Origin of the sequence: Streptomyces sp. NPDC050504 (assembly GCF_044458065.1) — a bacterium.
Classification (GTDB): Bacteria; Actinomycetota; Actinomycetes; order Streptomycetales; family Streptomycetaceae; genus Streptomyces.
Genome location: NZ_JBITHO010000001.1, coordinates 1,312,749 through 1,334,091 on the forward strand (window position 1 = coordinate 1,312,749; position 21,343 = coordinate 1,334,091).

General features: G+C 72.1%; 20 protein-coding genes. 6 read left to right on the forward strand and 14 right to left on the reverse strand.

The window, feature by feature from the left end:
* Positions 1-233: 233 nt before the first annotated feature.
* Complete coding sequence (locus tag ACIBNE_RS05450; protein WP_399269768.1) at positions 234-695, reverse strand: hypothetical protein; 462 nt, start codon at positions 693-695, stop codon at positions 234-236.
* Positions 696-834: 139 nt separating this feature from the next.
* Here ACIBNE_RS05450 and ACIBNE_RS05455 point away from each other — a divergent pair, with 139 nt between their 5' ends.
* Both ACIBNE_RS05455 and ACIBNE_RS05460 read left to right on the forward strand, forming a co-directional pair.
* Positions 835-1,002, forward strand: a complete 168-nt coding sequence (locus ACIBNE_RS05455; RefSeq protein WP_399269770.1) for a hypothetical protein — start codon at positions 835-837, stop codon at positions 1,000-1,002.
* Positions 1,003-1,110: 108 nt separating this feature from the next.
* A complete protein-coding gene (locus ACIBNE_RS05460; protein ID WP_399269772.1) occupies positions 1,111-2,301 on the forward strand; it encodes a DUF5685 family protein in 1,191 nt (396 codons plus the stop codon).
* 57 nt (positions 2,302-2,358) lie between these two features.
* Here the strand turns inward: ACIBNE_RS05460 and ACIBNE_RS05465 are convergent, their stop codons facing one another.
* The 6 genes from ACIBNE_RS05465 to ACIBNE_RS05490 form a co-directional block, all read right to left on the reverse strand.
* Entirely contained in the window at positions 2,359-2,859 is a 501-nt protein-coding gene (locus ACIBNE_RS05465) for an isochorismatase family protein (protein ID WP_399270088.1), read from the reverse strand.
* Positions 2,860-2,947: 88 nt separating this feature from the next.
* The gene (locus tag ACIBNE_RS05470; protein ID WP_399269774.1) at positions 2,948-4,120 is read right to left on the reverse strand and encodes a trypsin-like serine protease; all 1,173 of its coding nucleotides are present in this window, start codon (positions 4,118-4,120) and stop codon (positions 2,948-2,950) included.
* An 89-nt stretch (positions 4,121-4,209) separates the two neighbouring features.
* Positions 4,210-4,719, reverse strand: coding sequence for a hypothetical protein (locus ACIBNE_RS05475; protein ID WP_399269776.1), 510 nt, complete (start codon positions 4,717-4,719; stop codon positions 4,210-4,212).
* 92 nt (positions 4,720-4,811) lie between these two features.
* The gene (locus ACIBNE_RS05480; protein ID WP_399270090.1) at positions 4,812-8,213 is read right to left on the reverse strand and encodes an ALF repeat-containing protein; all 3,402 of its coding nucleotides are present in this window, start codon (positions 8,211-8,213) and stop codon (positions 4,812-4,814) included.
* Between the two features lie 438 nt (positions 8,214-8,651).
* Complete coding sequence (locus tag ACIBNE_RS05485; protein WP_399269778.1) at positions 8,652-9,335, reverse strand: hypothetical protein; 684 nt, start codon at positions 9,333-9,335, stop codon at positions 8,652-8,654.
* A 176-nt stretch (positions 9,336-9,511) separates the two neighbouring features.
* Positions 9,512-11,179 (reverse strand): sel1 repeat family protein, encoded by a 1,668-nt coding sequence (locus ACIBNE_RS05490; RefSeq protein WP_399269780.1) that lies wholly within the window; start codon positions 11,177-11,179, stop codon positions 9,512-9,514.
* Between the two features lie 102 nt (positions 11,180-11,281).
* On the opposite strand from ACIBNE_RS05490, the gene ACIBNE_RS05495 reads away from it, so the two are divergent.
* Positions 11,282-12,055: an HAD hydrolase family protein gene (locus ACIBNE_RS05495; RefSeq protein ID WP_399269782.1), complete on the forward strand. Its 774-nt coding sequence runs from the start codon at positions 11,282-11,284 to the stop codon at positions 12,053-12,055.
* 140 nt (positions 12,056-12,195) lie between these two features.
* Here ACIBNE_RS05495 and ACIBNE_RS05500 read toward each other — a convergent pair whose 3' ends face one another.
* A complete protein-coding gene (locus ACIBNE_RS05500) occupies positions 12,196-12,615 on the reverse strand; it encodes a MerR family transcriptional regulator (RefSeq protein ID WP_399269784.1) in 420 nt (139 codons plus the stop codon).
* Between the two features lie 316 nt (positions 12,616-12,931).
* Between ACIBNE_RS05500 and ACIBNE_RS05505 the strand changes: the two genes are divergently transcribed.
* Complete coding sequence (locus ACIBNE_RS05505) at positions 12,932-13,726, forward strand: alpha/beta fold hydrolase (protein ID WP_399269786.1); 795 nt, start codon at positions 12,932-12,934, stop codon at positions 13,724-13,726.
* Between the two features lie 152 nt (positions 13,727-13,878).
* On the opposite strand, the gene ACIBNE_RS05510 is transcribed toward ACIBNE_RS05505, so the two are convergent.
* Entirely contained in the window at positions 13,879-14,325 is a 447-nt protein-coding gene (locus ACIBNE_RS05510) for a hypothetical protein (protein WP_399269788.1), read from the reverse strand.
* A 303-nt stretch (positions 14,326-14,628) separates the two neighbouring features.
* Between ACIBNE_RS05510 and ACIBNE_RS05515 the strand changes: the two genes are divergently transcribed.
* Both ACIBNE_RS05515 and ACIBNE_RS05520 read left to right on the forward strand, forming a co-directional pair.
* The gene (locus ACIBNE_RS05515; protein WP_399269790.1) at positions 14,629-15,057 is read left to right on the forward strand and encodes a DUF4240 domain-containing protein; all 429 of its coding nucleotides are present in this window, start codon (positions 14,629-14,631) and stop codon (positions 15,055-15,057) included.
* A gap of 109 nt (positions 15,058-15,166) precedes the next feature.
* Positions 15,167-15,646 carry a hypothetical protein gene (locus ACIBNE_RS05520; protein ID WP_399269792.1) on the forward strand — a complete coding sequence of 160 codons (480 nt, stop codon included), beginning with the start codon at positions 15,167-15,169 and terminating at the stop codon, positions 15,644-15,646.
* Between the two features lie 163 nt (positions 15,647-15,809).
* Here the strand turns inward: ACIBNE_RS05520 and ACIBNE_RS05525 are convergent, their stop codons facing one another.
* From ACIBNE_RS05525 to ACIBNE_RS05545, 5 genes are all read right to left on the reverse strand, one after another.
* Entirely contained in the window at positions 15,810-16,196 is a 387-nt protein-coding gene (locus ACIBNE_RS05525; RefSeq protein WP_399269794.1) for a nuclear transport factor 2 family protein, read from the reverse strand.
* A 13-nt stretch (positions 16,197-16,209) separates the two neighbouring features.
* The gene (locus ACIBNE_RS05530) at positions 16,210-17,226 is read right to left on the reverse strand and encodes a terpene cyclase (RefSeq protein WP_399269796.1); all 1,017 of its coding nucleotides are present in this window, start codon (positions 17,224-17,226) and stop codon (positions 16,210-16,212) included.
* Positions 17,223-18,581: a cytochrome P450 gene (locus ACIBNE_RS05535; RefSeq protein ID WP_399269798.1), complete on the reverse strand. Its 1,359-nt coding sequence runs from the start codon at positions 18,579-18,581 to the stop codon at positions 17,223-17,225. The genes ACIBNE_RS05530 and ACIBNE_RS05535 overlap by 4 nt, the downstream gene beginning before the upstream one ends.
* Positions 18,581-19,942: a cytochrome P450 gene (locus ACIBNE_RS05540; protein ID WP_399269800.1), complete on the reverse strand. Its 1,362-nt coding sequence runs from the start codon at positions 19,940-19,942 to the stop codon at positions 18,581-18,583. Before ACIBNE_RS05540 ends, ACIBNE_RS05535 begins: the two co-directional genes overlap by 1 nt.
* A 295-nt stretch (positions 19,943-20,237) precedes the next feature.
* Entirely contained in the window at positions 20,238-21,281 is a 1,044-nt protein-coding gene (locus ACIBNE_RS05545; RefSeq protein WP_399269802.1) for a polyprenyl synthetase family protein, read from the reverse strand.
* Positions 21,282-21,343: the final 62 nt, after the last annotated feature.

Genomic DNA, 21,343 nt, shown 5'->3' on the forward strand with positions numbered 1-21,343 from the left:
TGGCGGGAAGAATACCGCGGCGGCAAAGTCAACTAACATGTTCTTCCGCCTACTTCCCTGGAGTGGCGGAATTGATCGCATTAAGTCTAGGCGTGGTTGAATCTGACGGAAATGGTTCCGCAATCTTTCGTGGCGGAGGGGTCAGACGCAGATCTGGAAAAGGGAGACACCTCGCGCGGCAGCGCGCGTGCGGCGAGGCGACATGACGTGCGGCAGGGCCGTGGTCCGGCCGGTCAGCGCAAGGAGCGCCGCAGGTGCCGGGCGGCGGCCGTCTCGAAGGCGGTGTGCGCCTGGTGCGTCCGGTCCGACGCGTCGGCGATGGCGGGACGATCGTCGTACGCGGGCTCGCCCACCTCGCACGAAGCGGCCACCAGATCGGCTGCCAGGCGGAGGAGCCCCGGATCGTCGGTGGCCAGCACCAAGGCCGTCATGGCCTTGTCCATCGTCGACTTCGCCTCCCACCGCGCCGCCCTCATGTCGAAGGTCTCAGCAGGCTCGCCCGGCCTGCGGACGGCGTACTTCAGGTACTGGTGGCGGCGGTGATCGGTCGCGGCGCCGAGCAGGTCGGCGACGGCGGCGGAGAGGGCCTGCCGGTCACGGTCGCGGCGGGCCGAGAGCGTGATGAGGTGCTGCATCGCGCCCGCCGTCACGGCACCGAGCAGAGTGCCCAGCACCGCGATGATCGCAGTCGCCACGATGCCCTCCCCGCATGCCACCGCCAACAGCCTCTCCGCTGTTGATACCCAGCGGGCGGGAGACGATACGGCGGCGGTGCACCGGAAGATCTGGACCGATGCGGCACGGGCCGTTCCGGAAGGAGGCGGCGCTCTCGTCGTGACGCACGGCGGATCCGTCGAACCGGCCCTGGTGGGCTGTCTGCCCGACGCGGACCACGCGTCGCGGGGCACACCGTTCGGCCACCTGGACTGCGTCCGCCTCGATTTCGAAGACGGGCGCTTCACCCGTACCCGCTTCCGACGCGCCCCGGGCGCCGCCCGCTGACCCCGCTGGTAGTCCGCTCGCGGGGGAACCGAACAGGTCGGAGTGGCTTCGAGGGGACGAGCCACGGCATGATTCTCCTCGTTCGAATCTCGCGGGGGAGTTGCACTGATGTTCGGGATCATTCGGCCGTGCCGTCATCGGCTCGAAGGGGAGTTGCGGGACGCCTGGCGCGCGCACCTGTGCGGGCTCTGTCTCACGCTGCGCGACGTACGGGGGCAGGCGGCGCGGGCCGCGACGACGTACGACGGACTCATCCTCTCCGTCCTGGTCGAGGCGCAGGCGCGCGGCGGTGAACCGGGGCGGCGGACCGCCGGACCGTGCCCGCTGCGGCGAATGCGTCCGCAGACGGTAGCCCTGGGGGACGGGGCCAGACTTGCCGCGGCGGTCTCGCTGTCCCTGGCGTCGGCGAAGGTCCAGGACCACGCGGCGGACGGTGACGGACTGATGCGCCGCGCCCCCGTGGCGGCGGTGGCGCGCAGAGTCGCGAACGGCTGGGACCGGGCCGGCGCGCGGGTCGGGTCCGGTCTCGGGTTCGACACGGCCGTGCTCACGGAAGCGGCGGAGCGGCAGACCGCGGTCGAGGCCCTGACCGTGCTGGGCGGTTCCCCGCTCGTCGCGACCGAGCCGACGGAGACCGCGAGCGCCGCGGCGTGCGCGCACACCGCGGTGCTGGCCGGACGGCCGGAGAACGCCGAGCCGCTGGCCGAGGTCGGGCGGCTCTTCGGGCGGGTCGCGCACCTCGTCGACGCGGTGGACGACCTGGAGAAGGACCGCGCGGCCGGGGCGTACAACCCCCTGATCGCCACCGGTACCACGCTTGCCGAGGCGCGACGGCTCTGCGAGGACGCTGCGCACGGCGTGCGGCTCGCCCTGCGCGAGGTGGAGTTCACCGACGACAGGCTCGTCCGGGTGCTGCTGGAGGACGAGTTGGACCGGGCGATCGAGCGGACGTTCCGGGCCCACAATCCGTACGCGCAGGGGCAGCCGGTGCGGTGCCCTGGCTGCGAGCGGTACGTGGACAACCCGTGCCGGAACTGCCGCAGGTGCGGTCGCTGCTGCACGTGCGACAACGACTTCGATCCGGAGATGCCGTCGGACCCGGTCTCCTCGTCGGGCGGTTCGGGCTCCGACCACGGTGGCAGCGGCGGCGGCTGGAACGGCGGCGGTGGCAGCGGCAGTGGTGGCAGTGGAGGGAGCGGGTGGAACGGTGGCGGCGGTGGTGGTGGCCGAGGCGGTGGGAGCGGAGGCGGAGGCGGTGGCGGCAGCAAGGGCGACTGCTGTGACTGCTGCGACTGCTGATCAGGCAGCCCGGACACGCCCGGCCCTTGCACTGCTGCGCCGGGGGCCGGGCCCGCGTCACCTGTAGTAGGCGGTGTTCCTCACCTCGCCGAAGCGCGGGAAGACGCGTTCCACCGCGAAGTCGTGCTCGTCCGCGGCCAGACCGGACATCGCGTCGGCCACGAACTCCAGCCGGTAGCCGTGGTCGGACGCGGCCCGCGCGGTGGACTCGACGCCCATCGTGGTGACCAGCCCGGCCATCACCAGGGTGTCCACGCCCAGGCCGCGCAACCGCTCGTCCAGGTCGGTGCCGTGGAAGGCGCCGATGGTGCGCTTGACGACCACGAGGTCGCCACCGTCCACCAGGCCGTCGGCGAAGCCGCTGCCCGGCGGCTGCTCGGCGACGTTCGGGCGTTCCACCCGCACCATCACCACGGGCCGTTCCCGTGTCCGGAACGACTCGGCCAACTCGCGGCCGCGCGCCAGTACTTCGGCACCGGAGTGCGGGGCGAGGGGGAGGTCGATGATGCGCGGCATCAGGTCGATGAGGATCAGAGCGGTGGTCATGACGGTGATCATGGGCTGCCCCGCGTACGAGAAGCAAGGCTTCACGCTCAAGGCGGGCACTCCCGTCCCGCGGGGGTGCCCGCCCTCGGGCGGTGCCGGGTCAGATCGTCCAGACCTGGTCGGCGTACCGCGCGTCGCACTCGACCTGGACGGCGGGGGCTCCCCAGCCCGGGGTGCGCCACGAGACGTACATGCACTTGTCGGAGACCGAGTTGCGGATCTGGTATCCGCCGCCGGGGACCGGTTCCAGCTTCCACACCTGGTCCGCGTACTCCGGATGGCAGTCGAACTGGTACACCGGCGCACCGGCCTCGGGCGTGCGCCACGAGACGACGAGGCAGCGGTTGTTGAAGGTGTTGCGGATCAGATGGCCGCCGGTGACGGGCTCCAGCTTCCACACCTGGTCGGCGTACTGAGGGGCGCACTCGGCCTGCTGGGCCGGGGCGTTGTTGTCGGGCGTGCGCCAGCTGACGAAGAGGCAGTAGCCGCTGTGCGCGTTCTGGATGGAGGCGGTGGTGAAGCGGATCTGTTCAAGCCACGCGGCCAAGTCGTCGGTCCGGACCGAAATCGCCCCGGTGCGGGTCTCCGTGGGCGCAATGCCCAGACAACCACCCTGCCACGAGCGGGAGTTGATGCCGACGATCCGGCCGGAGCCGTTGAGGAGGGGCCCGCCGGTGTCGCCCTTGCAGATCGCGTCCGTGCCCTTGCCCGTGAGGGTCAGGGTGGTGGCGTCGGTGGAGTCGACGGTGAAGGTGCCGGTGTGGAGCTTGTCGGGCACCCACTCGGTCTTCGTGCGGCCGTGGCCGACGGCCGTGAGGTCCGTGCCGACGGACGGGACCGTGCCGGCGAGGTCCGCCGTCCTGAGGTCGACGACGGGTGTGGCCAGGCGCACCAGGGCGGCGTCGCGGTCGGTGCGCGGGGCTATCTCGGTGATCTTGATGGTGCGGCCGTCGCTGAGGGTGGCGGTGGTGTTCAGGGCCGGCGCACCTGCGGGCACGGGGGTGCCGGGGACGGCGGCGAAGCAGCTGGCGGCGGTCAGGACCCAGTAGCGGTCGACGAGCGTGCCCGTGCACGCCCGCGCGTCGGCCTCTTCACCGAGGTGGAGTTTCACGGCGTAGGGGTGGGTGGCGGTGGCCGCTTCGGGGCCCGCGACCGCGGTGGCGGGTGCGACGGGGACCACCGCGAGGGACGTCACGGCCATGGCCAGGAGACCCGCGACGCGCGCCGCGCGGGGCCTGCGGGAGGACAGGGGGCTTCTTCTCGATGCGGGCATGTCGCTTCCTTCGACGGAACGGCACGAGTGGAGAGCTGCCGGTCGGTGTTCCACGGGCGTCACCGGCCCGCGTGCGGGCCGAGCGGTTGTCACTTGGTGGCCCTGATCTCCATGAGCACGAACTCGCGCCCCTGCGGGTCGGCGCTCTCGCCGACCGGAGTCCAGGAGTTCTTGTTCACCGTGAAGGTCTTCTCCTCGGTTCCGACGGCCATGTCGACCTCGGAGCTGTAGGCGTTGCCCTTGACCGCGAAGACCGAAGGTATCTCCAGCGTGAGGTACCCGCTGTTGCCGGTGACGCGGAAGCAGATCTTGCTGTTGGCACGGGACCAGATCTCCATCAGGTCGGTGCCGGTCGAGCAGTCGGCGAGGAGGATGTGTCCGTCGCCGCGCTTGAGGGTGATGTGCTGCTCGGCGAGGATCTTGTCGGCGTTCGGGTAGCCGAAGTCCTCGACGGCGTAACCCGGGCCTTCGCCTGCCGCGGTCGTCACGGCGGTGTCGCCGTTGCCGTGCGCGGAACCGCCCGTGAAGGCCAGCGCGGCGAGTGCTGCCGCGCCGACGGTCGTGATCAGCGTACGGACCATTGCTCTGGGTAAGTTCATCGCGTTCCTCGTCTGAGGTTGTGAGGTGTCGCTGAAGAAGAGCCGGGGCGGGACGCGCGCGGCCCGGTGCCCGGCTCCCGAAGGGGTCCCGCTCAGCGGCCGAACAGTTTCTTGCCGATCCCCGACAGTCCCGCCTTGCCCATCTGCGTGACCTTCTGGGCTCCGGAGACCACTGCCTTGCCCGCCTCCTTCGCCGCTTGTGCGGCGCGGGGGAGGGCGACGGGTGCGTAGATGCCCGAGATGGTGGTGAGCACCGCACATCTGAACTGGCTGCTGTCGATGCCGTAGCCGATGGAGGCGAATACGGCGCTCATCCCCGAGAACGCCGTGGCCAGGACTCCCGTGCTCAGGGCGAACGACTGGAGGAACGGGACGAGGATGCCGGCGGGCGGGAACAGCGGAGTGATCGCGGCCGCGGAGAACGCGGCCAGCGTGGCACCCACGGAAACCAGCCTGAGGCAGGTGCCCGCCATCCTCGTGAAGTCCGCGAGCCACTGTGCGCTCCGCTTCCACCAGGGAAGGTCGCCCTTGACGCCGTCGTTCTCAGGGGTGTCGGCCGGGTTCTTCCCCGACTCCCTGTTCGTGACGGCCACCGCGGCCGCCTGCCGGCTCGCCGCCTCGGATTCCGCCTTGTGCCTGGCCGCCGCGATCTCCTTGGCCGCGGTCGCGGCGTCTGCCGCCTCCTTCTTGTCCTTGCCCGCCTGCGCGGCGGACGCGGCGGCGCTACTGGCGGACGCCTGCGCCCGGTTGGCGGCGGACCTCGCGGCGCCCGCCGCGTCCACGGCGCGGTTGGCCGAGTAGGTCGCCGACCGGGCGGCGGTACGTGCGGTGGCGGCCGCCCGGTCGGCCTGGTCGGCCGCCGCCTGGGCGTCCCGCGCCGACTTCTCCGCGTCGGCCGCGAACGCGTTGGCCTGCTGCGAGGACGTGAGGGCCTGCGCGGCCGACTGCTGGGCCCTGTCGGCCCACTGCGCCGCTTCCGCCGCGGCGTCGCGGGCCCCGGCCGCCGCCTCCTGGGCGCGGGCGGCGTCCTCCTGCGCCTTGTGGGCGATCTTCGCGGCGGCCGCGATCGCGCCTTGCACGGCCGCGATGTGGGTGGCCGAATCGTGGTCGAGCTGGGCGGTCCTGTACTGCACCGAGGCGAGGAACTTGCGGCGCAGCCACGCCGGTCCCTCCAGGGCCGCCTGGGCGTGGGCCCTGGTGTACGGGCCCGCGGTGTTCAGGAGCGCCGTGATCGCCACGGCGTCGTCCTGCTCCTGTGCCTCTCCGAACCGGCCGTTGACGAACTGGTGCAGGGCCTGCGCGGTGCCCGCGTCCAACGCGTCGTTCGCGGCCTGCCTCACCGCGCGTCCCGGGTTGTCCGCCAAGAGGCGGGCGATCACGACGCGGTTGTCCATCGCGGCGGCCTCGACGATTCCCCGGCTGAGGAACTCGGCCGCCGCGTCCGGGGCGTCGCTCGCCAGCGCGCGGCTCGCCGCGGCGGCCACGTCGGGGGCGCTGACCGTGGCGATGTAGAGGCTGGTGTCGCGGTCGTCCTGCCGCTGGGCGAGCTGCCGGTCCGTGTCGATCCAGGCGTGGACGTCGAAGTCCGAGCCGGCCAGGGCGAACTGCGCGGCGGCCCGGGTCCAGGTGCCGTCGGAGGCCAGCAGGGCGACCGCTGCCTTGCGGCCGAGCGCGGCGGCGCCCGCCGCGTCACCCGCCCCGAGCGCGGTCTCGGCCTGGGCGATGAGGTCCTTCGTGGCCTGGGAGACCTGCTCCGCCTGGGTGCGCTGCTTGGCGTACTCGGCGTCGTCCTCCTGTTCCACCCGGGTCAGCAGGCGCGTCTCCTCGATCGCCTGCTTCATGTCCTGGTCCAGGCGCTGCCACTCGGCCTCGCGCGCGCTCTTCTCGACCGCCACCGCCCTGGCGACGGCGGTGGTGGCGGCGTCCGCCGCCCTGGTGGCCCCGTTGGCGAACTCGGTGGACTTGGCGGCGTGGTCGGCGGCCTGTCCGGCGTGGGCCACGGCCCAGTCGGCGGCGTCCGCGGCCTTCTCCGCATGGGCGGCCGCGCTGTTCGCGGCGGTGCGTGCCTCGCCCGCCGCGGTCGCCGCCGTACTCGCCAGCAGCCTGGCCGTACCGGCGGCGTTGGTGGCGATCTCCGCGTTCGTCCGGGCGATGCCCGCCTCGCGCTGGGCCCGTGCGGCGTCCGCCTTGGCCGCGCCGGCGGCCTTGGCCGCCTCGGCCGAGGCCTGCGCGGCGGCCGAGGCGTTGCGGGCCGCCGACGCGGCGCTCTCCGCGGCCGCGGTCGACTTCCGCGAGGCCTCATCCGCGTGCCCGGCGGCCACGGCGGCGTTCAGCGCGTCGGCGGCGGCCTTGCGGGCGCCGACAGCGGCTTCCTTGGCCTCACCCGTTTTGCTGGCGTCCTTCGAGGCGGCGATGGCGGCGCGGTACGCCCGCGTGGCGGCGGACCCCGCGGTGGCGGCCGCCTGGCTCGCGGCGGCCGCGGCGTACGCGGCGCGGCGGGAGGCCTGGACGGCGGTGTCGGACGCGCCGATGGCGACCCGTGCCGAATCGGCCGCCCCCTTCGCCGCGTCGCCCGCCTTGCGGGCCGCCCTCCCCGCGGCCGCCACGTCGTCCTGTGCCGCCCTGGCCTCGGCCGCGGCGTTCTCGGCCGCCTCCTTGGCCTTCGCCGCGGCCTCCACGGCCCGGTCGGCGGCCTCCTCGGCCTGTTTCGTCATCGAGTCGGCCAGCTGGCCCTCGCGCCGGGCGACCGCGACGAGTTCCTGGACCTGAGTGGCCTCCTGGTCCCGGGCACGGGCGATGTGCTGGCCGGTGTCCAGGAACCACTCGACGTCCGCGTCGGTGCCCGACAGGGCCCGCGAAGCGTACTTCCGCACCTCGGGTCCGGCCTGCACCATCAGCGTGGAGGCCTCGACGCGCATGTCCTCCAGGGCCGCGGTGTACTGCCCTCCGGTCAGGAAGGTCTCCAGCGACTCGAAGGTGCCCGTGCTCAGGGCGTTCCCGCCCGCACGGTTCACCGCCTTGCCTCCGGTGGCCATGACCCGGCTGGTGGCCACCCGCAAGTCTTCGAGCAGGGCGGTCTTGAAACCGCCGTCGAGGTAGGCGGCGACCGCAGGATCGCCGCTGCCCAGCGCGGCGGTGGCCGCCCGCTGCACGCCTTTGCCGCCCGCCGCGAGCGAGGTGACGATCGAGACGCGGTTGTCCACCGCCGTCTCCGCGGGAAGGCGTACGGTCAGGAAGTACCGCACGTCCGCGTCGGAACCGACCAGCGCCGCTTCGGCGGCGGCGCGCACGCCCCTGCCGCCCGTCAGCCAGGCCCTGACGACCTCGGCGCGCTCGGTGGCGGGCAGCCCCAGCGGGTCGTCGCCGTCTTCCGGCGGCGTCTCGGCCGCCCACGCGCCCAGGGGGTTGAGGACGAGACTGGACGTGGCGGCCATCGCCGTGGTGGCCGCGATGGCGCCCATGACACGCCGCCTGCTCCAGTAGGTGGTGTCCACCAAGATGGTCCTCCGTGGTCGGCGTCCGGCCGCTGATCCGCACGCGGCGGCACGACGCCGAACGGCAAGTGGTCCGGGGTGAGGCCGCGTCCCGGTCCGGGGCGGCCGAACCCACCGTCGCGACCGGACGAGTTGTCCGCAATCAGCGACCGGAGAAGCGGCTGGTCAACCACCGTGCGGACAGCGGACAACTCCTGTGGCTCCGGAGGACTCGTGGGGAGCCGGACCTTTTCCGGTGCGACGGAGGGCCGAGGTGCGCGGCTTGTCGGCGTGCCCCTGGTGCGCTTCCGCGACTCGGGTCTACGGCTGATACCGGCTCGGGAATGCCTGATTCACGGCTTGTACCCGTCGTACGGCCAATGATTGTGTCCTGCCCGGCGGGAGACGCTGTGGCCACGGCCCCGGATCGTCCGTACGCAATGCCCACGCATACGCAGGTCAGCCCAACCGCACGACGTGCACGACGACGATGCCGGTGGACATTCGGGGGTAGAAGTGGCGAGAGCGGGCAGGCCGCAGGGTGCCTTGAAAGGAACGACGGACGCGGCGAACGAGCTGGCACAGTTCGTTCAGAACCTGACCGGGACACTGACCGTGCGGGACCTCTCCGCCCGATACGGCGGTGGACGAACTCTCTGGAGCGAGTACCGGGCAGGCGCGAAGACCATTCCCATGGGCCTGCTCCGGTCCGTGCTGCGCGACCGGGTGCGCGACGCGCGGGCCTACGCCCAGACGCTCGACCGGGCGCGCCGACTGCACGACGCGGCGCTGGTCGCGCGGGTACGGACCGCCCCGGCGCCCCGGCTGGAGGACGCCCTGCAGCGCGCGGAGGCCGACCTGGACGAGGCGGGCCTCGTCGTGCAGAGCCTGCTGGCGCTCATAGACATGCTGCTGCCCGACGGGACCGGGCGGGGGCACGGTCTGGAATCCGTGCTGCTCGGCGATGCGTTGGAGCGGCTCGACGCGGCACTCGCGGTACGGACCGTCGCCGAGCGGGGCGACGGCGCTGCCCGGACGCGGGTTCCGGCTGACGAACAGCGCGCGGCAGACGTGCCCGAGCACGCCGGTGGCGGGGCCCGGCGCCCTGGTCACCCGATTCCAGTGCGGCGCGGCGTCCAGCACGGCCCTCTTCCCCGACCCGTACGGGATGCCGCGCCGCCGCTCCGAACGCCACGCCCGGCGACGGGCCGGCCGCGACGGCGCCACGTGCGGGTCCGTCCGGGCCAGGGACGGACCCGTGGCACGAGCCCTGAGGACCCGTCATCCCCGGTTCCCGGATTCCCGGTGCACCGGGCGCGTCACACGGCCAGCGCCGCCTCGACCAACTCCAGCTCCTTCTGCGGGTCGACGGTCCGGGACAGCACGTCCGGGTCTTCCCCGCTGTAGCGGGAGACCACCTGGTTCTGCCAGCGCGCGGCGGCGGTCCGCAACGGCTCCACGGCCTCAGCGAACCGGCCCAACCGGTGCAGGACGAGTCCGTAGTACCCGGCGGCCTCCACCCTGTACTCGTTGTCGTCGCGCTGCACCCATGCCTTGCGCAGGTACGGCTCCGCCTCGGCGTACGCGCCGCGCTGGGCCTTCAGCTTGCCCGCCAGCATGGCGCTCAATGGCGACCAGAGGTCAGCCGCGCGCACGTACCAGCGTTCGGCCTCCTGGTAGTCCCGGTGCTGTTCGGACAGCTGGCCCATCCGGTTGCACGCGCCCTGGTGCCCCGCCTCGGCGGCCACCCGGTGCCACCGGTCGCGCAACACGGGCCTGTGCAGCGCGCCGTACAGCTCCGCGAGGTCGTACGCCGCGGGCGGGTACCCGGCCAGCGCGGCGGGTTCGTACCAGCGGACCAGGTGGCGGCCGGCCGCGCCGCCCCAGTCGCCGAGGATCTTCCCGTACGCGTACGAGGCGTGCACGTCGCCCGCTTCGGCCCGTTCCCGCAAGCCGGGCAGCCTGCGCAGGTCCTTGCCGGGGCCGACGCCGTCCGCGCGGAACCTGGCGATCCGGGTGAGCTGCCTGGCGACGTCGCGGTCCTCCACGCCGACCTCCCGGAACCAGTGCGCGGCCTCCTCGTACCGCCGCTGCCGTCTGCACAGCACTCCGAGGTTCCACTGGGCCGACTCGTGATCGCGGGCGGCCGCGAGGCCGTACCAGTGCTCGGCCCCGCCGAGGTCGCCCTGCTCCTCGTGCAGGACGCCGAGTACGTACGCGGCGCCTTCGTAGCCCTCCTCGTGCGACTGGAGCAGCAGGCCGCGGACCTCGTCCTGGAACGCCTCGCCGTCGACCTCCATCAGGAGCACGGCGTGGTTCACCCGGGCGACGGCGCTGAGCGCGGAGGCCCTGCGGTAGTGGACGGCCGCCTCGGACAGCAGGCCCGGGTAGTCGCGGAAGTGCTGCCTCAAGTCGTAGAGCGGGCGCACCGCGTCGGAGGCCTCCTCCTCGTCCCCGTACTCCTCGGCGGCATCGAGGTCCGCCGCGACGCGGTCGAAGCGCTCGCGGATCGAATCGAAGAGCTGTGCCGAGCGGGAGACCGCGATGTCGCCCGGTTCGATGTCGCTCATCAGGAACTCCGACGCCTCGTCGAGCTTCCCCTCTGCCGCGAGGAGCTTGCCGAGCTCGATCTTGCAGTCGAGGTCGCGTCCTTCCTCCCAGCCCCGCCGGAACCATTCGGCGGCCTCCGGGTTCCCGTCCTCGCGGAGCAGCACGCCGAGCCCGTGGGCGCTTTCGGCGTGCCGGTCGGCGACGGCGCGGTAGAGCGCGTCCGCGGCGCGCCGATCGCCCCGGATCTTCCGGTACCCGGCAAGGGTGTAGTGCGAGAAGGCGTCACCGGCCTGTACGGCCCGCTCCCAGTACGGGATGCCTTCGTCCACGAGCCTGCCCGTCACGAAGAAGTCGGTGTGCCGACGGGCGGCCTCGGCGTCCCCGGCGCGAGCGGCGGCCACGAGCGCCTCGCCGTGGGCCTGTATGTCCTGCGTCATGCGCGCATCGTGTCAGGCGACGCCAACAACCGGCCAACAGGCGCCGGTCACACTCAGCACCGCGCCCCGGCCGCATGCCGACCGTGTCGATAGCATCGGACGATGATCATCACCCCTGCCGTGACCAGCGTGTTCGACATCGACGGGACGCTCTGCTTCGACGGACGCGTCATCGACGACCGTATCCTCACCGCCCTCAAGGCGTGCGAAGACGCGGGCCACCACCTGGTCTTCGCCTCGGCCCGGCCCGTACGCGACCTCCTGCCCGTCCTCGACGGAGCCTTCCCCACCGCCACGCTGATCGGCGGAAACGGCAGCCTGGTATCCGTCGACGGCCAGGTGACAGCGCGCGCCGCCTTCACCCCAGACGAACTCCACGCGCTGATCGCGCAGGCAGAGCGGTACCGCGCCGGCTACCTTGCCGACGGCCCCTGGGACTACGCGTACACCGGACCGCACGACCACCCGATCCGCGGCCGGGTCGACCAGGGCGGCCTCGCCCGCCGCGTGCGACTCGACGAACTGCCGGCCGTCGTGAAGTTCCTCGTCGTCACCGCCGACGACATGACGGCCCTCGCCGAAGCGGGCCGCGCGCTCGGCATGAGCGTCAACCACCACCTCGACGAAGCGATCATCGACTTCGCCCCGGGCCGCACCACCAAGTGGGAAGCCCTCGCCGCCCTGGGCGTCAACGCCTACAACGCCTTCGGCAACGACATCAACGACCTCGACCTGCTGCGCCACGCACAGCACGCGGTACGGGTCGGCGCCCACCCGGGACTGGACGAGGTCGCCCACGTCACCCTCCCCGCCGACCCGCAAGCCGTCGCCGCCGAAATCCAGAGCCTGGCCACAGCGGCCCCGGCCACGGCCTGACACCCCTGCCGAACCGGCCGCGCCGGTGGTGTCCTCTTTCAGGTCAGCGCCCGCGCCGGTTCCGGCCGGCGGAGCTCATCCACGCCGCCGAGCACAGGCGCGCGCCCTTCGACGGCTCCGCTTCCCGGACGCCGTATGTTTCATGTACTCGACCTGTTCGAGTCGCCGGATGCGGGAGTCCGGGCGCCGCCATCACCGGGGTCGGCGTCGGACGGGCCAGCGGCGATGACCGCATCGAGCATTCCCTGCGAAGCCTGCAGATCCTTGATCGACCGAGCGATGCGGTCCCGCTCGCCGCGCAGTTCCGCCACCAGGTCGGAGCACACGGGCGCAAGGTTCGGCCCGTCGTCCCGGACGCACGGCAGGACCCGGGCGATGGTGGTCGTCGGCAGACCGGCGGCGAGCAGGGTGCGGATGCGCCGGACCGTGTGCACGTCCGCGTCGCCGTAGACCCGGTAGCCGCTCGGCAGCCTCGTCGGCGCCAGCAGGCCCTGTTCCTCGTAGTAGCGCAGCAGGCGTTCGTTCACTCCGGTACGGCGGACCATCTCACCGATGCGCATGTGACCTGCACCTCATCGCGTTGACTCTTACACCGATGTGAGACTTTAGCGTCCCGGTCATGACCACCGGCACGGCGTCCTCATCGACCGGGACCCCCTCTCCGCCCGCACCGCTCCCGTACGCCGCCCTGGCGGTGCTCACCGCGTGCGTGTTCGTCGTGGGCACGGCCGAGTGGGTCGTGGTCGGGCTGCTGCCGCGGTTGTCGGCCGACCTGCACCGCCCTCTGCCGACCGCCGGTTCCCTGATACCCGCCACCACGCCGACCGGCAGTGACCAACCACTGCCGCGACCCCCGCTCGAACCCGAAGGAGAAACATGTCCCCTGTTCTGCCCGCCTCCAGCCTCGGCCGCACGGTGCGCGGAAGCGGTCCGGGTCTGCTGCTCGCCCACGGGGCCGGCGGCGGCATCGATGCCAACTACGGCCCCATCATGGACACGCTGGCCGCGGAGCACACCGTCGTCGGCCCGGACTACCCCGGCACCGGCCGCACCGCGCGCGCCACCGTCCCGCTCGACCTCGACGTCCTGGCCGACGAACTGGTCGCCGCGGCAGTCGAAGAGGGGCTGGACACCTTCGCCGTCGCCGGGTACTCCCTCGGCTGCCCGGTCGCCGTCCGGGCGGCCTCCCGCCACCCCGGTCGCATCACCGCCCTGGTGCTGACCGCGGGCTTCGCGTACCCGAACCCGCGGTTCCTCCTGGCGGCCCGCCTGTGGCGCGACCTGCTCCGCGCGGACGACCTGGAGCGTCTGGCCGGTTACCTGTCCCTCATCGGGCTCAGCGCACCGGCCCTGGACGCCGTTGCCGAAGACGACCTCGTCAGCGCCGTCAAGACCGCGGCCGCCACCATTCCGCCCGGCACACTGGACCACCTCGACCTGCTGATCGACCGCGTAGACGTACGGGCCGACCTCGCCGCGATCTCCGTACCGACCCTGGTCGTCTCCACGACGCTCGATCAGCTCGTCACCCCGCACCACCACCGGCAGCTCGCCGGAGCCATCCCCGGGGCGCGCTTCGCCGAAATCGCGACCGGACACCTCCCCTTCGTCGAGGAGCCCGAGCAATGGGCCGCCCTCATCCGCGACTTCCTCCGTGAGGGTCGCGCCTGACCGCGGCCCGTCGCATCGGACAGCGGTCCTGCCCGGTGCGAAGGATGAACACGGCTTCGGCACAGTGCTGTTGGGGATGAGGTCCCCGCGGACGCGGGCAGGCCCCGCGCCCGGTGAGGGGCGCGGAGCCTGCGCGTTGTGCCGGACGTCCGTCAGCAGGTGACGGGAACGTCCAGGGTCACCGGGCCGGAGGGGGAGCCGAACTCGGCCGAGGTGAACTCGGCGTGGACGGTCGAGCCGCAGGGGACGGTGCCGCCGACGCCACGGACCTGGGTGGTCGTGGCCTGGAAGCGGACCGGCTTCACCAGGTGCCCGAGGGAGGCACCGCCGACGACGTTGCCGGTGAGGGTCGTGGTCAGGTCCTTGACCGGGATCGGGTACCCCGGGCTGGGCGGGCCCGCGAGGGCTATCTGGCCGTACAGCTCCACGCTGTCGCCGGTGACTTCGACGCACACCTTGGTGGACAGGCCCGCCCGGAGGGCGAACGGGCTGCACGTCACGGTGGTGTCCGTGGTGGAGGCTTGCGCGGCGGTGGCGGGGACCGCGCCGAGCAGAGCCAGACCCACGGTCGCGGTGGCGAGCAGGGCAATACGGGACATGAGGGTTGTTCTCCCTGTTAAGAGACGTCGTTCAGCGGCATCGCTGATGCACTCAGCATGCAGTTGCAATGTGACATTGCACTGAACGTCAGTATGTGTGGAGATGGAATGAAGGTCAACTCCCATATCTCCACGGGGCCTTCGTGTCTTCGCGCATCATGCGCAGGTTCGGCGGCCTCCCTTGCGGAAGCTCGCGCTCGCTCGTGGCACTGAACCCGTGGCGCCGACGGGAGCAGTCCGCTCTCTCTCGTGGGAGGTGGCCCGGAAGGCGGAGTGTCAGACCCCTGCGCCATGCTCGGCGGCATGAACGAAGACACTTTCTGGCGGGTCATCGAGGAATGCAGGCCCACGGAGCCGGACCCCGACTCGGAACAGCACGCGGCCGCGCTGACCGAGCACCTTGCGCAGTGCCCGGTGTCCGTGGTCGTCGGCTTCGCCGAGCAGCTGTCTTGGGCGCTCCACCGTCTGGATCGCAGGGAACTCGGACAGGACCTGTCCGGCGACGCCTTCCTCTACATGCGCTGCGCGGTCGTCGCGGCCGGCCGCGAGACGTTCGAAGGCGCTCTCCAGGACCCGGGGGTCTTCGCGGCGTTCGCCGCCGACTTCGTCTGGGCCGAGAGCCTGCTGTACACGCCGGACCACGCCTACGAACGCGTCACCGGCGAACAATGGAGCCGCAACACCCGCTATTCCTACGAGTCGTACTCGAACACCAGCGCCTGGGCTGTCTGACACACCGTCAACTCGCTTGGGCCGATCACGTTCGCGGACGGCTTCCCGGCCCTGCGGATATCGCCAGGTCCGCGGAGCGCTGTCGGCGCCCGGGGCTAGGGTTTCCGATGTGAGTGACTACTACGACCTGTTCCTGGCGGTGGACCTGCCACCGGACTTGCCCGAACCGGCGCTCCTGGAACTGAGATGGCTTCTTGGGCAGGAGGAGAGGCCGACAGAGCTGAAGTCGGCCGACTGGGAGTCGTGGGGCGGTCCCTGGCAGGCCTTCGCCGGCGGCTCGGCGAGTCACTCGTTCGGCGGGGCCGATGTCTCCCTGCTGGTCCGTGCCGTGGACAGGCCCGACCCGGACGGCGGCGAACCGTGGGCCCTGACCGTCCGGACGTGCGTCCACGAGGACGATTTCGGGGTGACGATGGACGTCGTCGAGTGGCTTCTCCGGCACGCGACCACGCAAGGGTGGGCCGGATTCGTCCGGGACTCCGCTCTGGACCGGGTCCAGCATCTCGTGTGCCACGAGGGCGGCTTCGACCTCGTCGATGTTCGCCCGGCCGGTGAGCGGCCACGACGGCCGCCCTCGGCGCGGCCGTGATCGCGCGTGCGACAGGCCCGTGGACCGGCTCACTCGTACAGCACGGTGGAGTCGCCCTGCGGCGGAGGGTCGGCTGACCGTCGGTGTGCTTCCGCCCGCTCCGGCCAATGGGGTTCCGGTCGGCCGGAGCGGGCGGCGGCACGTGGGCGCGGGCCGTGCGGTGTCAGTCGGCCGCGGGCCAGTCGCAGTACGTCTGTTCGCGGCGGATCAGATCCTCGCGGACTTCGAAGACGACTGCGATCGGCAGCCGGAACAGCTCGCTCTTGGCGGGCAGGCCGGGCATGTCGTCGATGGCGACCGTGGCTTCGTACGTCGCTTCGAGTACGACGTGGGTGCCGCCGTCGACGATGAGGCTGGGGGTGAAGGTCCCGCCGGGCAGGGCCGCGTCGAACCCGGCGATCATCTCGCGTCGGGCGGGTTCGGTGTTGAGGCGGATGCCGAACTGGTCGCAGACCACCTCGGCGTCCGGCGCGTACAGGGCGTGCAGGGACTCGAAGTCGTAGGCGTTGTTGGCGTCCACCCAGGCGCGGACGGTGTCGGCGGGCTGCATCGGATTCTCCTTCTCAGGCGAACAGGCTGGCCATGCGGACGGCGGCTTCGGTGCTGGACTGTTCGACGACGTAGCGGCGTACGTGGTGGCGCTGTGCGTGGACGTGGTAGTCGAAGTTGCCGCGCAATTGGTCGCGGTAGCTCTCGGCGATGTTCAGGGTCTCGTCGCGGAGCGCCGGGGTGACGCCCGCGGCGTCGAGGTGGGCGGGCAGGGTGGTCAGGAGCCGCTCGGTGCGGAGGGCCCGCTGGTCGGCCAGCGCGGTGATCTTCTCGACGGCCTGCCGGTGGGGGAGGCCGTACTCGTGCTCGGCGATGCCGACGGCGTTGTGCCGGTAGCCCAGCGCGGCCTCCTTGGGGCACGAGATCAGGTCGTTGATGAAGTAGCCGTGCTCGGAGACGGTGTTGCGCAGGTTGAGCACCGGCAGCAGTCGGCGTACCCGCTCCGGCAGGTCCACGCCGGCGACGATCTCGCACATGTCCAGGTACATGTAGAGCGCGAAGGTCTTGCGGCGGTGCTCGTGGTACTCGCACAGGAGGGGCCGGTGGGCACACGACTTCTCGACGGCCTCGGCGTAGTAGGACCACCACCATTCGGTGACGTTCTTGCGGAAGGACGCCTGCCAGCTGGCCGAGCGTCCGGCGTTGATGCGGGGCCACAGGTCGGCCAGGGCGCGGGTGACGGGATCGGCGGGGGGCTTCCCGTCGATGACCGCGATCAGTTCGCGTACGGCCCGCTCGCTGCGGTGGGGGTCGCGTCCGGTGGGCCCGTCGTCCATGCCGTCGTCGACGGCGAAGGCGAAGGCGGTGTACTGGGCGACCAGGGCCAGGTGCTCGGGGCCGGCGCCCGGGTAGTAGAGGGCCATCAGCAGGTCCGGGCGGGTGCGCTCCATGTGGGCGCGGGACTCGGCGCTCGGGTAGAGGCCGATGCGGTCGATCCACTCCCACAGGGCGGTGGTCGCCTCGGGCAGGGCCTTGCTCGGGCCGATTTCCGGGAACGGCATGTAGAAACCGTTGTCGCAGGTGGAGGTCATGGCAGTCCTTGGGTGCGCGGCAACGCGCGCAGTATGAGTCCGCGCGGGCCCAGCAGGGCGCTGAGCGCGGGGTGGACGGCGGCCGGGTCGGTGGCTTCCATGCGCCAGCGCGACGCGATGGTGGCCAGGGCCAGGGTGGCCTCGGTCATCGCGAACACGTCGCCCATGCATTTGCGGGCCCCCGCCCCGAACGGGATGATCTCGTCCTGGACCTGCTTGCGGACCCGTACCGAGCGCTTGCCCTCCCACCGTGCGGGGTCGAAGCGTTCGGGGTCCGGGTACAGGTCGGCGCGGTGCTGGATCACGTAGGGGCTGACCACCAGGTTGGTGCCCGCCCGGAGGGGGTGCCCGCCGAGCAGGGTGTCGCGGGTGACCTTGCGGGTGAGGATCCACACCGGCGGGTACAGGCGCAGGGTCTCGGTGACGATCCGGTCGGTGACGACGAGCTTCTCCAGGTCGTCGTGGCGGGCGGGCCGCCCGGCGAGGACCGCGTCGACTTCGGTGTGGAGCGCTTGCTCGGTCTCGGGGTCCAGGGAGATGCGGTGCAGGGCCCAGGAGACGGTGATGGCGGTGGTGTCGGTGGCCGCGACGAAGAAGGTCACCGCGGCGTCGTTGAGTTCGCGGTCGCTGAGGGTCTCGCCGCTGGTGGCCAGCAGCAGCGACAGCAGGTCGTGGTGGTCCCGTCCCGTGCGCCGGTAGTCCTGGATGACGCCGTCGATGGTGGCGCGCAGCCGGGCGCGGCTGCGGTCGTAGCGGCGCTTGCCCGGGGTGGGGAGCCTGTCGAGGGGCGGCGGGGTGACCGAGCGCCAGTAGATGCCTTCCATGACGGTGGCGAAGTCGTGGAGGGTCTCGGCCAGTGCGGGGGAGGAGAGGTGGCCGGAGAACAGGACGGCCACGGCGGTGCGGGTGGCGATGTCCATCGTGTCTTCCAGTACGTCGACGGGCTTCCCGGGCGTCCACGCTCCGGTCACCCGGGCGATCTGCTCGCACATCACCCGCGCGTACGCCTCGTGGCGCGCGGGGGTGAAGGCCGGCTGGGCCAGACGGCGCAGGCGGCGGTGGTCCTGGTGCGGGCAGGTCACCACTCCGTTGCCGAGGACTTCGCGGCCGCGGTCGTAGATCGGCCCTCCCTTGTCGAAGGTCTTGTCGTCGAGCAGCACCTGGCGGGCGAGTTGCGCACTGGTGACCACGGTCGCCGGGAAGGGGCCCATGCGGATTTCGACGAGGTCGCCGTGGTCGGGCAGCCGGGTGAGGAAACTGAACGGGTCCTTGAGCATGGACACGGCGTGCCCGAGCAGCGGCAGCGCACCTGGGGCCCGGACCCGGCCGGGCGTGAGGGGAAGCGTCGCGGCCATCACGTCTCCTGGCGGGGTGAGGGGCAGTGCCGGGCCTTGGGGCGCATCCGGATGCCTTTGGGGGTGAGCAGCACGCTGGGAGTCAGCCTGACCGGAACACCGGGCAACTGCTGGAGGCTCCAGCGCCCGGCGATGGTGGCGAGGGCCATGGCCGCCTCGTTGGTGCCGAACAGCGAGCCGATGCACTTGCGGGCGCCGTGGCCGAACGGGATGGTCTCCGGCGGGCGCCGGTCGCGGGGAGAGTCCCAGCGGTCGGGGTCGAAGAGGTGCGGGTCCGGGTACAGGGCGGGCAGGTGGTGGACGAGGTACTGGCTGAGGACGAGCACCGTCCCCTTCTTGATCGTGCGGTTGCCGAGGACGGTGTCTGCGGTGGTGGTCCGGGTGAGCATCCACACCGGTGGGCAGACCCGGAGGGTTTCGGTGACGATCCGCTCCGCGACGGGCAGTTTCTCCAGGTCCTCATAGGTGGCGATCCGGCCGCCCAGCACCTCGTCGGCCTCCGCCTGGAGGCGCTTCTCGATCACCGGATGAGCGGCCGTCTGGTAGAGCGCCCAGGTCAGGGTGACGGCGGTGCCCTGGATCCCGGCGATGAAGAAGGTGACCACCTGGTCGCAGATCTCGGTGTCGGAGAACGACTGCCGGGCGCGGGGCAGATGGTCGTCGCGGGAGGCCAGCAGCAGCGACAGCAGGTCGTGGTGGTCGACGCCCTCGGCCCGGTACTCGGCGATGATCTCGTCCACCGCTGCCCGCAGCCGGGCGATGGCCCGGTCGTACCTGCGCTTGGGCGGTGTGGGCAGCCGGTCCAGACCGTGCGGGGTGAGCATCCGGAGGAAGATCCCGGCGAGGATCATGGTGGAGTCGTCGATCATCCCGGTCAGCACCTGTTCGGGCAGCTTGCGGGCGAACAGTGCCTTGACCAGGCTGCGTGCCGAAATGGTCAGGGCCGTCTGGTAGACGTCGACCATCTCGTCCTCGCGCCAGGCGCCGACGACCTCCTCGATCTGCTCGGTCATCACGGTTCCGTAGCCCGCGAACCGGGAGCCGTGGAAGGCGGGCTGGGTCAGTTTGCGCTGGCGGCGGTGGTCGTCGTGCGTGCAGCTGACCAGCCCGTTGCCGAGGGATTCACGGCCGCGGTCGTAGAGGGGGCCGCCCTTGTCGAAGGACCGGTCGTCGAGGAACGCCTCCTTGACCAGCCGGGGGTCGCACACCACGGTTGCCGGGAACGGCCCGATCCTGATGTCGACGAGGTCGCCGTGGCGCGGCAGCGAGGTCAAGAACCCCATCGGGTCCCGCAGCAGGGGAACGGTGTGGCCGAGCAGGGGGAGGGCGCCGGGGGCCCGGACCCGCGAGGCGATGTTCATGTGGGCTCCTTGTGGGGGCGGAGGGCTTCGTGCGGGAACGGGGCGAACCGCTTCCCTGGGGGGCGCGTCCGCGCCCGTGCGGCCGTGGCGGGTACGGCCCGCGGAGGCGGCGACGAGGCGGCCACCAGCCGCTGAGCGGCCGGTGGGGTGGGCACCGGCCGAATCCGGTGCGGCCCGGCGGCGGGTGCGCCCGCGGCGCGGAAGCGGGCCCGGCTCAGGTCGGGCCGCCGCGGCCGCCTGTACGGCGGCGGGTGCCGACCACCACGGACGGCCGCAGTGCGGGCGGAGGCGCCCATCAGGAGGCCGGGTCGACGAGGAGCCGGGCGAGTGCGGTCAGTTCCCGCACGGCCGACGGGGCCGGATCGGCGTCGTCCAGGGCGGCGAACGCCAGATCCAGCTGTAACTCCGCAGCCTTCCGGGCGGCCTCGCGGCCCCCTGCCTCGGCCACCCACACCGCGGCCTGCCGAACCTGTTCCTCGGTCGGTGGGGAAGGAGACGCGTACAGCGCGGCGAGCCGCCTGGCAGCCGGAGAGGCGGAGGCCAGCGCCGCCAGTACCGGGAGCGTCTTCTTGCGCGTCACGAGGTCGCTTCCGGCAGTCTTGCCCGTGCTCCTCGGCGTGCCGAAGATGTCGAGCAGATCGTCGGCGATCTGAAATGCCACCCCCAAGTGCCGCCCGAAGGACGCCAGATGAGAGGCACGCGCCTCCCCGGCGCCGGCGGCCAGCGCTCCCAGGGCACAGGCGCAGCCCATCAGCGCGCCCGTCTTGCCCGTGGCCATCACCGCGTACTCGTCCTGGGTGACGTCGGAGCGGGACTCGAAGGACACGTCGAGGGCCTCCCCTTCGACCAGTTCGATCACCGACCGGCTCAGCCGGGACAACGCCCGGCCCTTCGCGGGCCCGGGGGCATCGGCCAGTACCTGGTGGGCCAGGGCCAGCAGTACGTCCCCGGTCAGAACGGCCGCGGGAACACCGAACGCCTTCCACACCGCGGGACGGTGCCTGCGCACCTCGTCCCGGTCGATGATGTCGTCGTGCACCAGGGAGAAGGCGTGCGCGAGTTCCACGGCCACGGCGGCGCCCGCCGCCTCCCGCCCGGTGCCGCCCACCGCCCGCGCGCAGGACACCGCCAGCGCCGGACGCACCGCCTTGCCCGTCGCGGCCGCGACCGGACGGCCATGGGCGTCGAGCAGGCCCAGGTGGTATCCGGCCCAGCGGCGGGCCTGCGCGGGCAGCCGCTCTCCGCAGGCACGCAGGCCCGGCTCCACCAGACACCGGGCTTCGGCCAACAGGTCGGCGCCCGGACCTGTCCCCAAGGCGCCGGGCAGCGTGAGCGTCATGGAGCCCTCCAGTGGAACGCGCGGTGCACGACGAGGAGTTCACCTCCATCTCGCACCCTGGC